Genomic DNA, 13,093 nt, shown 5'->3' with positions numbered 1-13,093 from the left:
CCGGCCCGCCTACCGGTAGGTAGCAGGGCCTTGGCCGATTCACTGGCGTAGACAGTGGAAAGGCGACCGGGAAGCGTGTTGCCGCACGCTCTCCGGTCGCCCTGTTTCTTTCGAGACCGCCCGGTCTCGATAGCCGCGCTACTGCGGCAGATTGGATTGCGCGTCGCCGATCAACGCGTCATAACTGCGCTCGCACTGCTGGCCGGCGATGCCCCTCTCGTCAGCGATCTTCGCCAGCTCTCCCGCGCGCTCGTCAGACCGGCCGAACACGTCGGCAAGCAGATCGAGGGCGTCGCCGGCTGCCGGGCTTCCGGCCGAAGCGCTGGTACGCCGGACGTCGGCAACGAGCACTGCGACCTGCTTGCGCAGGCCGTCAGCAGCAGCATCGGCAGTAGCGGCATCAGCGACCGCCTGATCACGTTTCTTTGCAGCATCGGTTGCGATCCCCTCTTGTGCCGCCAGCCGGCGGCGAATCTCGTTTCGTTCGTTCCGAAGGTCATCGATCTGCCTCGCCTGATCCGCAACCTTCGCGGATTGATCAGCGTCACGGTGTCCCTTGAAGTAACCGCAGGCCGAGCCGGCAACGACGCCGGCAACGACGAGCAGCCAGATACGCGGATCGATCCATGTCATGCGACCACCTCCCCGCCGGCCGCACGATACGCGGCCAGCAAATGCTCGATGTCGTTCTCATGCTGACCGTAGCCGGCCCCCGGCAAACTGGCCCATACGTTCGACACCTTGGCGATGGCTTCACGAAACCGTCCGGCATCGATCAGCGGCAATGCGCCGTGCTCGCGCAACTGCTGCAGCGCGTACCGATCCTGCGATACCGGCCCGAAGTCGGGCAGCTTCATCTGCGCCTGATAGATCCGCCACCAGCGCGTGAGGATCTGATAGCGGCCGGCCGCCGTCGACGGCACACGGATCTGCCGGTTGAGCACATTCGGATGTGACACGTAGCTGGAGAACAGCAGCGGACGCGACGCGGTCGAACCGACCAACACGTTGTAGCCGTCGTCCGACTTCGCCAGCAACGCCGCGCCGATCTCGCTCACCGCGACTGTGTCGAGAAACGCCACACGGTTCTTTCCGCCTGCGGCGGCAATACTGATTCGAGCCATCGTTACTTCTCCCCAAACACACGCTTCGCGTGCCGACGCAGCAGCACTTCGAGGTACTGCGACCCGACAATGCCGAGCGCACTACCGAGTCCGAGCAGCGCGATCGGCGGCAGATCCGGGATCTGCAGCAGCGCAAGCCCGGCCACCATCGACGTCGCCGACCCCAAAACGGCACGGCCGGCAACGAGCCGGAGCGTCAAATGTTCGTTACCCACCAACACCTTGGCGATGCCAATCAAACCGCCCATGATGATCAGCTCCAGAATCGTCTTTTCATGGTCTTGCATCGGTTCCCCTTGCCCGATAAAAAGAAAGGCCGCTCCGGTTGCCCGTGAGCGGCCTTCGAATAACAGTGCGCGGCGTTACTTCGGCGCCGGCACCACCAGATCGATCTTCTTGCCCTTCTTCTTCCCGTGTCCGACCTTCGCTTTCCCCTTGTTCCCTCCATTTAATGTGACGACCGTGATCCACCCGCGTGACGCGAATGTGTGTTCGACCGACTCGATCAGAAACTCACCGTCCACGCCCTTCTTGAACCCCTTCAGCGCGATCGTCTTCTCGGCCGACAGATCAGCGCGGCCGCGCATCGTCAGCCGGCTCGTCGACGTGTGCCGGTTGAGCGTCGCCATTCGCGACGTCGCCCCAGCCTTCGCCGCTTCCGGGCTGGCAAACGCATGGCGCTCGGTATGCACCGCGGACGCACCTGGCGGGGCGTCCAGATTCGGGATCGTCAGGTCGATCTTCTTCCCCGTCTTGCGGTCATGCACCTTCGTACGTACGGCCGCGAAGCTCGCGCGATCCGGGAAGTTGATGTCGTACTCGAGTAGATCGCCCGGCGTGAGCGTGACGATCGGCAGCGGCTTGCCGCTGGCGCTTTTGCCTCCCCCGCGCGGCAGAACGATCAGCTTGCCTGCCTTGACCGTCGCCGTCGCACCGTACTGCCGAGCCACGCGCGTGATGAAGTGCAAATCGCTCTCGCCGAACTGGTCGATGCGCGGCACGACGACGTCGACGTCGCACGCGGCCGACCACTTGTTACGACGCGCGACGTCGCCGACGATGTCGGCCAGCTTCGCGTTCGACCAGCTCCCGTACCGCTGCGTCTTCGACGTCGCGCGCATGTTCGCGGGCTTGCCACGGATCACGACGCTGGCCGGCGGCCCGCGCAGTCCGACCTCGTCGACGGCATACTCGCCGAGCATCGACAGCCCCTGTCCCTCCCATCCGATCGACACCTTCAACATCGCGCCCTTCGGAGGAAATTCGATGCGGCCGTCACGATCGTCGAGCGTGATCGTGCACTCATCTGCGTCTAAACCGGGTTTGTCGATCGCCCGGATCTCCAGCACGCGGTCCTGAATCACCTTCGTCACGTCCGAGCCGTTCGCGACAACCTGAAAAATCGCTTCCATCGCCCCTCGCTATGTCCAGAGCTGGATCGACTCGACACGCGGCGCATCGAGATCCGGCATCACGATCTCGACGCCGGACGGGAACGGCTGCGGTCGATTCGCCAGCCCCGGATTCGTGTCGTAGACGGCCTCGACGGTGCCCAGCAGCGTCCCGTAGTACCGATAGCAGAGCGTGTCGAGCACGTCGCCGTCAGACGTTCTTAAAGTCTTCGCCATAGCGGCCGAACTCCACTGAGAATGTTTGTTTGCGCGGCATGCCGTCGGCGAGCAGCGCGTCCTGTTCCTCTTCGATCGCCTGCAACAGCCAGCGGCCGAGCACTTCGCCGTCGCCGGTCGTGAGCTGCACGGGCTTCATCCGGCCACCGATCGCACGCAGCCGGCTGATCTGCTTCGTACCGGCCCCCAGCGACGGGAACACGACGCCCGATAGCGTGATCGTCTCGCCCCCTTCACTGACCGGCTGCAGCGCCTCCTGACGATTCAAGCGCTCCTGAGATGCGACTCGATACCGCGTCGCCCGCCGCAACTTGTCGTGAGCGGCCGTCGACAGATTGAAGTGGAACGCGTCGCCGGCATCCGTCGTCATCGTCATCAGGTGCGGCGTGCTCGACGACGCTCCGTCGACCAGACCCGACAGCATCGAGCCGACGCCCGTCGACTTGATCACGTCCATCACCGCCGAGTCCTTCAGGCCGACCGCCGCGTTGAACTGATTCCACGCTCCGCCCAATGCAGACTTCACGCTGTCGGCGGCAGCCCGCACAAGGGGGAAATTCGATCCGTCGACGGCCTTCAGAATCGAGCCGATCGACGCCTGCGTCGCATTGAAGCTGCGCATAACCGCGCCGACCTGCGGAAACAGATCCGACGCCACCGACAGCGCGCTCGTCGCGCCCGTCAGCAGCTCGGCCGCGCTGCTGAGATTGCCGGTCGCGAGACGCTGTAGCACGTCGACCGTCGCCATGCTTGCCGCACGGTTCCGATCGAATATGCGAACCATCTGACGCACGCGCTCGGTCGCGATGCCTGCCTGCGTCGCGGCTCCCGTGATTTGTCGAATCACATCCATAGCGCCCCCCTTACATATGCGGCGCGTCGAACATTGCCGTTCGACTGTTCGCCTTGCGTTGATGCTCGTCCAGCGCCCGCGTCAACAGCGGACTGACCTGCGCGAGGAATTTGTTCGCCATGTCGGCATCGCTCGCTTCGATCTTCACGTGGAAGACCGGTGCGAACGTGTTCTTCTGATCGATACGCGGCCCGAAGCGGCTATCTGCCGCCGGACTCTCAGCAACCTTCGCTGCCTTGGCAACCGCTTCGGCGTTCGCGGGCACCTCGTCCGGTTTCCTGCTCAGAAACTTGTTCGCGATGGCGCTCAATGCCTTGTCGCCGACGAACGTCCCGAGTGCCCCGCCAATCACCCCGACGACTGCAGACCCGATCGGCCCACCGAGCGCACCAATCGTCGCCCCAACCTTCGCGCCGATCACACCGCCCGCGAGACTGCCGGCGATGCCGGCGAAGCGGCTCGCCTTCCGCTCGTTCGTGTCGGTGCTCGACGCGACGGCGTACGCTTCGCGAGCCGCAAGGCCAAACTTCAGCACGGTCCCCGCCACGGCAAGCTTCCCTGCCCACGGCGCGACCCGACCGAAGAGTGCACGTCCCGCGTTGACGACCCGCCCGATCCTCCCGAGCCGCCCCGCCCGAGCTGCGGCACGACGCGCGGCTCGACCGGCACGCCCACCACCCATCAGATCACCCAGCCCGCCACCGCCGATGCCGCCGCCGGGCATGTTCACAACGAACACACGCTGCACGCCACCAGCGGCGCTGGCAGCTCCGCCGAGCGCATCGAGCGCGCGACCGACAGGTCCACCCGCAGCCCCCTTCCGCCCTGCCGAGTCTCGACCACCACGCGCCAACAGCGTGCCGCGCGCGATGTCGAACATGCCGCGACCGATACTCCAAAGTGCCTTTGCTCCGCGCACCGCGAGCACCGTGCCGGCGATGCCGACGACAGCGGCCGTCACCTTCGGGGCACTGTCTGCTGCGGACTGGATGCCGCTGCCGGCTCCCTTCGCGGCCTCACCAACGCGATCCGTGACCGGCCGCAACGCGTCGCCGATGCTGCGCATCGCGTCGTCCCATCGCTGCCCGACCTCGCTCCAGATCTGTTTGGACGTCTCCCGACGCGCTTCCAGATCCTTCTGAATCTCGCCGCTCGCCTGCTGCGCGTTGCGCTTCAGGTTCGAATACAGCTCGGCGTTCTGCATGTACGCCGTCAGCGCCGCCTTGACCTGCATGTCGTTGAACAGGTCGCCGGTCTTCATCGTCTCGGCGAACGCGGCCATCTGCGTCTGACGCTTGGCGGGGTCCATCTCGGAATTGAACTGCTTCGCCGCAGCCGCGAGTTGCTTCGCCTTGGCGGGATCGACGCGCTCGATGTACGCGCGGGCGAGCACGAACGACGCTTCCAGCGTCGACCAGCCCTTGCCGATCGCCTCGCGCATCTTTGCTTGATAGTCGACGCCGGCCTTCGCATAGTTGCGTTCGGTCTCACCCGATCCGATCTTCGAAAACCAGTTCTTCAGGTTGTTCGCGGCTTCGTCCGAGCTACCGGCCGTCTTCATCTGCACCTGGAGCATCGCCCCGAGCTGCGTCACCGAGTCCTGCCCCGTGATGCCGATCTTCTTCATTTCGGCGAGCAGCACCGGGAACCACCGCGCCATGTCGACGGACTCGAACGACCCTTCCTTGCCGAGATACGCGATCGATTCCAGCGCCTTCGACATCTGCTTCGGGTCGACGATCTCCGCGTTCTGCTGCAGCGCTTGGATCATCTTCGCGGTCTCGACCGTCGTCGCCCCTTGGCCGATCGAGAACTTCGCAACCAGCGGCGCGAAGTTGAGCGCGCGATCCAGATCCATGCCGGCTGCAACCATCTGGTTGACGGCGTCCGCCAGCTCGTTACGGCCGATTCCGTTCGCCCCGGCGTCACGCCTGATCCGTGTCCCCATCGCGGCTTCTTGCTGCGTGCGCGCGATGCCGGCCTTGATCGCGATATCGCGAATGATCGCCTGATAGTTCGCCGAGATCGTCGCCGGCACCGCGACTGCCGCCGTCAGCTTCATCGCATCGCCGATCACGCCGCGACCGGCCTCTTGCCCGGCCACCAGCCGCTCGCGGCCGGCCACCTTCAGATCCAGCCCGCGCGCGGTCCGCCCGAGCTGCGCATACGCGCGATCAAGCCGGCCGACCTCGATGCCCGCGTCTCGCAGCGATTTCAGATTGCTGTCGAGCTTGCGGCGAATGCCGTCCGCCGCGCTGTCGCCCGCCAGATGCAACCGGCGGAACTCGTCCTGCAGGCGCATCGTCTCGCCGATCTGGTGCTGCCAGAGCCGCGAGTCGTTCGCCCGCTTCTTCATCGCGTCGATCTTCGACGACGTGTCGGTGATCGCCTTCCCGAACGTCGCCGAGACGGCCCCGCCGATCACGATGCCAAGCGCTAAGTCTTTCGCCATCCCGGCCCCCTCAATCCGTCAACCACCAGAGCATGTCGTCGACCGTCATCTCGTCGATCGACGTCGGCGACATGCTGTATTCACGCACCAGCCGATTCGCCAGTGCCTTGAGCGTCTTTCGGTCCAGCTTCGCGTACGGATCGAAAGGAGTAGTAGGCGTCCTGCACGCGCTCATAATCGGCCATGTCCATCTCTTCGATGTCGTCGGGCGAGACGTCGGCGAGGTTCGCGAACAGGATCAGCTCCTGTTGTTCGGCATCGTTCGGCGCGAGCTTCTGCGCCCCGCGCATGTCGCGCACCTTCGGCCGGCGCATCGTGAATTTGTCGCATTCGACGCCATTGAGTTTGATCGGATAAGCGAGCGGGACCGTGACCTTTTCCATTGCGATTCCTGAAATGAAAAATGGCGAGCCGTCGGCTCGCCATTGATTGAATAAAGTAGCTTTGCTGCATGACGTACGCATGACGTCGAGTGACGCCAACGTGGCACTTACATGCCGAGACCCTTACGGACTTCGGCGAGCTGGTCGACGCCGTTGATCACGCGCTTGCACGCGAAGATGTCGATCTCGTGCACGATCTGGCCCGCGATCTCTAGCTTGTAGTAGTCGCACGACACCGAGAATTTCGCCTCGTACTTGTCGCCCGGCTTCCAGTCGCCCGGATCGATTTCATGCAACATCCCGCGCATATACGCTGCGACGTTCTTCGTCTTGCCGCTACGGTCCATGAAGACTGCACGAAAGACGGCGTTGAATGCGCCCTGATCCACCAGCCCGAAGAAGCGCAGCACTTCGTATTCCATCGTCGACATCGCGAACGATGCGTCGAGCGCTTCCATGCCCTGATCGACCTTGACCGTCGCGTCCATCCCGCCCGCGCGGAAGTCGTCCGTCTTGATCTTCAGCTTCGGCGGCGTCACGCTCGTTGCGCGACCCGCGTATCCGCGGCCGTCGACGTGGGCGGTGCAGTTGTACAGAGTTTCCGGAATCATCGTTCCTCCCTTAGATCTGGTTATCCAGCACTTCGGTCAGCCACTGGTTCGTGACTTCGAAGCGGAAAATCGGGTTTTCGGCCGGCGGGACGTCCGTGAATCGGATGTTCCAGTACACCTTGCCGTCTTCGAGCTGGCTCGCCGTGTTCAGCAGCGGGTCCGGATAGACTTCGAAGTTGATCACTGCGCCCTGACGCTTGAGGTCGCGCATGAACGCGTGCAGCCCTTCGGTCACATCGCTGACGTACGTCGCCGTGATGCCGCGATCGACCGCCCATTTGTGGCCGGCCTGCACGGCGTCCATGACGATGTCGAGCGTGCGCACGCGCGTGACGAACTTCCACTTCGGATCGGCCGACAGCGTGCGGTTCCCCCAAAGGCGATAGCCGCCGTCGCGAATGATCGTCGTGATGTTCGCGTTGTTGAGCAGGTTCGCGCGACACGTCTCGTCTCCGTCGAGGTATTCGATCGGCCGGCCCGTGCCCGTGATCTCGACGATCTCCTTGTTCGACGGCGACGCCCAGAAGCCGATCTTCGCGTCGGTCTGACAAAAGAGCCCCGCCGCGTACGTCGACGCCGGCAGTGCGATCTCGCCGTTCGTCGCGTTGACCCATGCCTTCGCGCCCGGGTCGACCATGTACAGGCGCTTGCTGCCGAAACTCTTCGCGTATGCAATCGCTGCCTCGTCGTCGACGTTCGGACCATCGATTACGGCCACTGCACGCAGCTTGCCGGCGAGCGAGTCAGCGGCCGTCGCGACCGGCTGCTTGGACGTATGCCCAGGTGCGATCAGCAAGCGCGGTTGTGCGTTGAAACGTGACTTCGCGTCGAGCAGCGCCTGCATACCCGTGCGTGCGCCACCGGCCGAGACACCGCCGATAATCGCCGACGTGAGCTGCGCCGCGTCCGCCGCTGCCGGCACGCCAACCGCAATCACAACCGCGCTGCTCTGCGCGTAGATCGCGCGGGCAGCCCGCGCGATCGCGCTGTTTTCGCCAAACGCACGAACCGCCTCGCCGTAGCTGGTCAGTTGGACGGGGACGTTCGGCTGCGCCAGATCGGGACCGGGCGTGTACGTGTCGGCCATACCAACGACCGACGACGACGGCACCGCGATCGTGCGCGGACCGCTGTCGACGATGGTCGTCGTGATGCCGTGGAAAAAGGAAGTCGCTGCCATGCGGATCTCCGGAAACAAAAAAAAGCCGCTCATCGGAGCGGCTTGAAACGAAACGACGCCACCCGGACGAGTGGCGTCGGCAAAGTTACTTTTTGGCGGTCTCGCCCGACTCGGGCAGCGGTTCAGCGTCGTCGACATGAGTCGGCGTCGCTGCCTCTGCTGCCGCGCGATCTGCTTCGGCCTGCTTCGCTTCCGCTTCGCGCTTCGCAGCTTCGTCGGCTTCGCGAGCCGCTTTCGCCGCCCGCTCGGCCTGCACCTTCGCGAGAATGGCGTCCGGATCGGGTTCATCCGGCCACGCGAGCTGCGCCGGAAAATCCGGCGACTCGACAACACGCACCAGTGCGACCTGATAGTCCGTCCACGCATCGAACGTTGCCGCTTCGAGATCCGACAGCCGACCCGTCACGCGTGCGTCCGATTTGCCGAGATTCTGCTTGCGCGCCTTCTCCAGTCTCGCGAAGAAGTCATTCATCGCCGCTTCGCGAACCCTGCCGGCAACGATGTCTTCGTCGATCGCCCATGCACCATCACGCCAAACATGCGCGTCGGACGGTCGCGGGACTTCGGTCAATCCCACCTCATCCGGCGTCACACCTGCGACCGTGATCTCAGCCACAGCACCGGACGCGGTGCGGTAGAGGCGCACACCGCGATAGTCCGGCAGCATTTCCCATTTGTCGTTGCGCCAGAACGGCCACGTACGCGGCTCACGCTCGGGCAGCGGTTCGAGCGTGCAGAACGCGGGCACCAGATAGCGGCTGGAATTCATCGGATCGACGTCGGCCAGAAAACTCACGATGTACTGGCCCGTCAGACTGTCGTATTGATTGCAAAGCATGCTCTACCTCACTAATTAGAATGCCCGGATCATGGCCAGCACGGCGATGTTGCGCATGCGCGCCTCTGCGCCGCCATCTGCCGCCACCGTGATGGCGTGACTGTGTGCCCCGGCTCCGTTCATACCGATGTTGTGCCCATGCGCCCCAGCACCGTCCGTGTCGAACGCGTGTGCGTGGTCGCCGACCGCAGACGTACGCGCATTGCGGACCTCGTTATCAATCGAGAAGACGCTAGCTACACTGCCTCGATCAGTGTCTCCGCCGTATTGAGGAAGCGGATAATTGATCTGGTGATCGTGGCTACCAGCGCCGGCCGTGTTGCCGTGGTGTGCGTGAAAGCCCTGCGAATCAGTCCAGGCGCCGTGCACGTGATCGCCGACCGCGGCAGCCGAAGCGCCGTGCGCGTGCGAGCGGTTCTGGCTGTCCTGCCACGTCCCGACTCGCCGGCCGGGATCGGCACCTCGACCGACGTCGGCACACCGAATGCCCTCACCTCGAAACTCCGGAATCCGGAACGTGGTAGCTCCGTCGCCAGTCGAGAACGAAGCCCAATTGTTGCTCGCCCAGTCCTTCTCTTCGACCAGCGTGCCGCTGCCTTGCGCGTATGCCCATAACGCCGGATAGTCGGCACGATTCAGCAACGCGCCGTTCAACGTGAGGCATCCAGCACGCGGCGCTGTCCGGGACTCGAAAATGATCTGGCCGATTGAAGCTGATGCGATCGCGTCGACGACGAACGCCGTCGACGCTGCGTTGTTTGACCTATCACCGGCGGCAGGAGTCGGAACCTGAACCGCACGATCGAAGATCGTGCCTTTGTTGGCCGTGAATCGTACGTTGACCAATCCGTTGCAGGTCACGCCAAACTCGCCATCGGCGATGTGGTACAGCCCGGTATCCGGCGCACCGTCCTTGTCGAACGTCAGCGACGGATTCTGCGGCGTGCCTTCGGACAGGATGATGCGCGCCCCCGGAGCAAACGAGAGCGTCCCCTTCGAAGTTCCACCGACATTGAGATCGAGCGGCGTCAGGTTTCCCGAATGCCAGGCCGGCTTGCCGTTGATGCGAAACGATCCGTCCGCAGCGTAGTACTGGAACGATCCTGCGTTGACGCCCCACCACCCCACCGAAGTGGCATTACCGTAGAAGTAACCGTCTGCCGCCCCGACCTTGATCTGACCTTCGCCAGCCGCCGGCCCCACCGACAACTGACCTCCGATCCTCGTGCCCAGACCGGTTCCGTCGATGGTGACGTATCCGGTATCCAGCGACCATGCAAACGGCCGGTACGTGTTCCACGTGCCGAGCGGATCGCCCTTCTTCGTCTGCAGCAAATACGCAGACATCCCGTCATGGCGCAACAGCACCCCATAGTTCGGGTCGGTCATCCGAAGATGCCCGCCGTCAGCCCCTTCCAGCCCGGTAATTTGAACGCCGTTCGCGAACGACGCACGGTAAGCGACCTGCATCCCGTCCCGGCCGTTGTCGTCGGTCGTCCCGAGCAGCAATCGACCGGCCGGCGTGAACCGACCGCGTTCGACCCCGCCCGAGTTGAATAACAGGAAGCCACCGGGATTGAGCGTCAGATTGTTGCCGAGCATGACGACGTAGGGCACGCCGTTCGCGCCGAGCTGCAGATGACCATCTGCCGGTGAAAACATGCCCGTATCCGGATCGCCATCGAAGGCATACCCGACGTTCTTCGGGTTGTTGCCAGCGATCGCGCCGGGCTTTCCGAGCAGCGCCCCCGACACCGCACCGCCCGACTTGTCCAGCTTGCCGCTCCCGAGACCCGCGACGACCTTGTCGGCGGCGTCCGCACGATCTTTCAGGTATCGCGTCCGGTTGCCAAGTTGCTTGAGTGCGATGTTGTCGACACCGTCCGGGCCACCCTGCACCGGATCTTCCGTCTCGAACTGGCGAATCCCCGGCTCCCACTTACTCTCTTCCTTCAAATCGGCCATGTTCCGATTACCCCTCGCGTATATTGACCATTGCGCGTCGCGCGTCCGTTATGCCGGATCGCAACCTCCGAAAAATCGAGCCACGCCAGCACACTGCGCGCGGGCGCGTAGCGTTCGATAGCCCGCTTCAGGTTTTCTCCCTGATCCCGCGTCACCGGTTGCCGCAGCGTCACGATGTACTCGGCCCAAGCAGTCGAGCCGCCGTACCGATACCGGCCGTTCCGCTTGAACGATCCGTCGCGGCGCTTGATCTGACGCCCCTCCTGAATATCGATCTCGCCGAAACCGAGCCGCCGCACGATCTCGCGAATCGCCCACGGCGTACCCTTGCGCTGGTAGATCGCCAGCGATGACTTGATCAGTGCGCGTCGCGCGTCTTCGGACTCCGCCAGTTCCCACCCGTCGACCGCGAGCGACCACGCGAGCCACGGCAAAAATGCAACCGGACAGCGATCGGCGTCCCAAAGCGTCCGGATCACGTCGGGATCAACGCTCGGCCGCATCACCTGCGCGAGCGCTGCCTCAAGGCTCGTCTGGTTTGTCGGCAGCAATGCTTCAGTCGTCATCGTTCACCTTCGGATTGAGCACGATCGACGTGCAGCGCGCGAACTCGTCGATCGCACACACGACATCGGCCGCAGGGGCTTGCAAATCGACCCGCACGACGCCCGATTCATTCGGATGCAGCGCCCCGGTTATTGCCGATCTGGGCATCCCGACCCGCAATCCCCCACCTGCCGCAACCGCGATATCGAGATCCTGCCGTCGCGCAGCGAGCACAACACCCGGATCAGGCCCGCGCCCGATGTAGACATCGGCGACGATCGCGTAATTGACCGGCCGCGCCGGCACGACGAGCGGTGTGTCGTTAAGCGGCCGACGATCCTCCGGCGTAAGCGCACGGCGCACTGTGTCGAGCAGTGCAGCGCTCGCGACCCCATCGTTCGAATACGACTTCACGACCACACGCACGACACCCGGCTCGGGATGGTCGACGCGCACGTCGGCGACATCCGGAGACGCGTCCATCGCGAGCGATCGATACGAGCCAGACGGGCCGGCCGTCGATGCGCGCTCGATACCCATCTGCGTACGCAGTCGCAAGCGCTCATCGCGCTCGTACGTGACCGGAATCGGCGGGTGCGCTTCCGGATCGCCGGGATCGACGATCTCTTTCTTCAGGTTCCAGAGCGCCGCGAGGTGTTCGAGATCCGCCCCCGTTGCATAGGCCAGCAGCACGGCGCGGCCGGCGTCGTTGACACGCGCCCGAAACCGGATTTCCTCGTACGCGGCCAGCTCCAGCAGCTTCACGACCGGGTCAGATTCGAGCGCAGCCGACCAATCCGGATAGATGCTTTTGAAGTGCTCCAGCTTGCGCTGATACACCTCTTCGAAGTCGAGCGTTTCGACGAGATCCGGCGGATCAAGCGCCGACAGATCGATCACTGTCATATCGTCACCTCGAATACAACGTCATCGCCGTTGTACTGCCCGGCGATCCGAAAAGTCACTTTGCCGTCCACGACAGACAGCGCCTTCACGCTATCCAGTGCAATACGCGGCTCCCACCGTCCGATTGCACGCGCGGCTTCGGCCTGTGCCGCCGATATCCATCCGCGCGTGACCGGCAGGTCGACCATCGCAGGGAGATCCGAGCCGTAATCCGGCCGCTGGCGACGGGTTCCCTTGCGCGTGCTCAGAATGTCCGCGATGCTCTGCACCAGATGCTCGACTCCGCCGATCAGTCGGCCCGTGCGGCGACACATACCGACCAGCGCGACCATCACTGCGCCTTCGTCGGAATGCGCTTGAAGCACTCGCGCGATTCGAGATACGCGATGTGCTCGGGCTCTGTCACTTCCGTTTTGCCGGCCAGCACGGCAACGTGCGAGCCGTCCGGAAACACGATCACGCGGCTGCGGAACTCGGTATCGAGGAACACCACAGGCACGGTGGCCGCAGGTTGCAATTCGTTTTTCTTCATTTCAGCTCCAAGGGCCAGGAAACCGTGCCCACGCAGGAAATCAAAATAAACACTGAGTAGTGAGAGAATTGCCTA

16 protein-coding genes are annotated in these 13,093 nt (G+C 63.9%); all 16 read right to left on the bottom strand.

The features are described 5' to 3' along the window. Window positions 1-138: 138 nt before the first annotated feature. The 16 genes from CFB49_RS05510 to CFB49_RS05435 all read right to left on the bottom strand — a co-directional run bounded on the left by CFB49_RS05510 (window position 139) and on the right by CFB49_RS05435 (window position 13,018). Window positions 139-633, bottom strand: coding sequence for a DUF2514 family protein (locus tag CFB49_RS05510; RefSeq protein WP_089490842.1), 495 nt, complete (start codon window positions 631-633; stop codon window positions 139-141). Then, window positions 630-1,124, bottom strand: coding sequence for a glycoside hydrolase family 24 protein (locus tag CFB49_RS05505; protein WP_043887019.1), 495 nt, complete (start codon window positions 1,122-1,124; stop codon window positions 630-632). The genes CFB49_RS05510 and CFB49_RS05505 overlap by 4 nt, the downstream gene beginning before the upstream one ends. Before the next feature lie 2 nt (window positions 1,125-1,126). Next, a complete protein-coding gene (locus CFB49_RS05500) occupies window positions 1,127-1,411 on the bottom strand; it encodes a phage holin family protein (RefSeq protein WP_023475464.1) in 285 nt (94 codons plus the stop codon). A 75-nt stretch (window positions 1,412-1,486) separates the two neighbouring features. Further along, entirely contained in the window at window positions 1,487-2,536 is a 1,050-nt protein-coding gene (locus CFB49_RS05495; RefSeq protein ID WP_089490841.1) for a phage late control D family protein, read from the bottom strand. A gap of 9 nt (window positions 2,537-2,545) precedes the next feature. Then, a complete protein-coding gene (locus CFB49_RS05490; protein WP_089490840.1) occupies window positions 2,546-2,752 on the bottom strand; it encodes a tail protein X in 207 nt (68 codons plus the stop codon). Then, window positions 2,727-3,605 (bottom strand): phage tail protein, encoded by an 879-nt coding sequence (locus CFB49_RS05485; RefSeq protein WP_069232757.1) that lies wholly within the window; start codon window positions 3,603-3,605, stop codon window positions 2,727-2,729. The genes CFB49_RS05490 and CFB49_RS05485 overlap by 26 nt, the downstream gene beginning before the upstream one ends. A gap of 10 nt (window positions 3,606-3,615) precedes the next feature. Next, window positions 3,616-6,057: a phage tail tape measure protein gene (locus CFB49_RS05480; RefSeq protein WP_089490839.1), complete on the bottom strand. Its 2,442-nt coding sequence runs from the start codon at window positions 6,055-6,057 to the stop codon at window positions 3,616-3,618. Between the two features lie 80 nt (window positions 6,058-6,137). Continuing rightward, window positions 6,138-6,440 (bottom strand): phage tail assembly protein, encoded by a 303-nt coding sequence (locus CFB49_RS05475; RefSeq protein ID WP_089490838.1) that lies wholly within the window; start codon window positions 6,438-6,440, stop codon window positions 6,138-6,140. A 107-nt stretch (window positions 6,441-6,547) separates the two neighbouring features. Continuing rightward, window positions 6,548-7,051: a phage major tail tube protein gene (locus CFB49_RS05470; RefSeq protein WP_027808019.1), complete on the bottom strand. Its 504-nt coding sequence runs from the start codon at window positions 7,049-7,051 to the stop codon at window positions 6,548-6,550. 10 nt (window positions 7,052-7,061) lie between these two features. Further along, entirely contained in the window at window positions 7,062-8,231 is a 1,170-nt protein-coding gene (locus CFB49_RS05465; RefSeq protein WP_089491420.1) for a phage tail sheath subtilisin-like domain-containing protein, read from the bottom strand. Window positions 8,232-8,316: 85 nt separating this feature from the next. Next, a complete protein-coding gene (locus tag CFB49_RS05460; RefSeq protein ID WP_256979897.1) occupies window positions 8,317-9,027 on the bottom strand; it encodes a tail fiber assembly protein in 711 nt (236 codons plus the stop codon). Between the two features lie 57 nt (window positions 9,028-9,084). Continuing rightward, the gene (locus CFB49_RS05455; RefSeq protein ID WP_089490836.1) at window positions 9,085-11,034 is read right to left on the bottom strand and encodes a phage tail protein; all 1,950 of its coding nucleotides are present in this window, start codon (window positions 11,032-11,034) and stop codon (window positions 9,085-9,087) included. Further along, window positions 11,022-11,600, bottom strand: a complete 579-nt coding sequence (locus CFB49_RS05450) for a phage tail protein I (protein ID WP_089490835.1) — start codon at window positions 11,598-11,600, stop codon at window positions 11,022-11,024. The genes CFB49_RS05455 and CFB49_RS05450 overlap by 13 nt, the downstream gene beginning before the upstream one ends. Continuing rightward, on the bottom strand, window positions 11,590-12,486 hold the full coding sequence (locus tag CFB49_RS05445; RefSeq protein ID WP_089490834.1) for a baseplate assembly protein: 897 nt from the start codon (window positions 12,484-12,486) through the stop codon (window positions 11,590-11,592). Before CFB49_RS05445 ends, CFB49_RS05450 begins: the two co-directional genes overlap by 11 nt. After that, a complete protein-coding gene (locus CFB49_RS05440; RefSeq protein WP_023475476.1) occupies window positions 12,483-12,818 on the bottom strand; it encodes a GPW/gp25 family protein in 336 nt (111 codons plus the stop codon). The genes CFB49_RS05445 and CFB49_RS05440 overlap by 4 nt, the downstream gene beginning before the upstream one ends. Beyond that, the gene (locus tag CFB49_RS05435) at window positions 12,818-13,018 is read right to left on the bottom strand and encodes a hypothetical protein (RefSeq protein ID WP_089490833.1); all 201 of its coding nucleotides are present in this window, start codon (window positions 13,016-13,018) and stop codon (window positions 12,818-12,820) included. The genes CFB49_RS05440 and CFB49_RS05435 overlap by 1 nt, the downstream gene beginning before the upstream one ends. Between the last annotated feature and the right edge of the window lie 75 nt (window positions 13,019-13,093).

Origin of the sequence: Burkholderia sp. AU17457 (assembly GCF_002223255.1) — a bacterium.
Taxonomy (GTDB): domain Bacteria; phylum Pseudomonadota; class Gammaproteobacteria; order Burkholderiales; family Burkholderiaceae; genus Burkholderia; species Burkholderia sola.
This window is presented reverse-complemented; position numbering and strand designations above follow the sequence as displayed.

Excerpts from the sequence above, each read along its gene's own strand:
- CFB49_RS05445 (WP_089490834.1), bottom strand. The coding sequence starts at position 12,486 with ATGACAGTGATCGATCTGTCGGCGCTTGATCCGCCGGATCTCGTCGAA.
- CFB49_RS05450 (WP_089490835.1), bottom strand. The coding sequence starts at position 11,600 with ATGACGACTGAAGCATTGCTGCCGACAAACCAGACGAGCCTTGAGGCA.
- CFB49_RS05485 (WP_069232757.1), bottom strand. The coding sequence starts at position 3,605 with ATGGATGTGATTCGACAAATCACGGGAGCCGCGACGCAGGCAGGCATC.
- CFB49_RS05480 (WP_089490839.1), bottom strand. The coding sequence starts at position 6,057 with ATGGCGAAAGACTTAGCGCTTGGCATCGTGATCGGCGGGGCCGTCTCG.
- CFB49_RS05475 (WP_089490838.1), bottom strand. The coding sequence starts at position 6,440 with ATGGAAAAGGTCACGGTCCCGCTCGCTTATCCGATCAAACTCAATGGC.
- CFB49_RS05465 (WP_089491420.1), bottom strand. The coding sequence starts at position 8,231 with ATGGCAGCGACTTCCTTTTTCCACGGCATCACGACGACCATCGTCGAC.
- CFB49_RS05455 (WP_089490836.1), bottom strand. The coding sequence starts at position 11,034 with ATGGCCGATTTGAAGGAAGAGAGTAAGTGGGAGCCGGGGATTCGCCAG.
- CFB49_RS05440 (WP_023475476.1), bottom strand. The coding sequence starts at position 12,818 with ATGGTCGCGCTGGTCGGTATGTGTCGCCGCACGGGCCGACTGATCGGC.
- CFB49_RS05500 (WP_023475464.1), bottom strand. The coding sequence starts at position 1,411 with ATGCAAGACCATGAAAAGACGATTCTGGAGCTGATCATCATGGGCGGT.
- CFB49_RS05435 (WP_089490833.1), bottom strand. The coding sequence starts at position 13,018 with ATGAAGAAAAACGAATTGCAACCTGCGGCCACCGTGCCTGTGGTGTTC.
- CFB49_RS05510 (WP_089490842.1), bottom strand. The coding sequence starts at position 633 with ATGACATGGATCGATCCGCGTATCTGGCTGCTCGTCGTTGCCGGCGTC.
- CFB49_RS05505 (WP_043887019.1), bottom strand. The coding sequence starts at position 1,124 with ATGGCTCGAATCAGTATTGCCGCCGCAGGCGGAAAGAACCGTGTGGCG.
- CFB49_RS05470 (WP_027808019.1), bottom strand. The coding sequence starts at position 7,051 with ATGATTCCGGAAACTCTGTACAACTGCACCGCCCACGTCGACGGCCGC.
- CFB49_RS05495 (WP_089490841.1), bottom strand. The coding sequence starts at position 2,536 with ATGGAAGCGATTTTTCAGGTTGTCGCGAACGGCTCGGACGTGACGAAG.
- CFB49_RS05490 (WP_089490840.1), bottom strand. The coding sequence starts at position 2,752 with ATGGCGAAGACTTTAAGAACGTCTGACGGCGACGTGCTCGACACGCTC.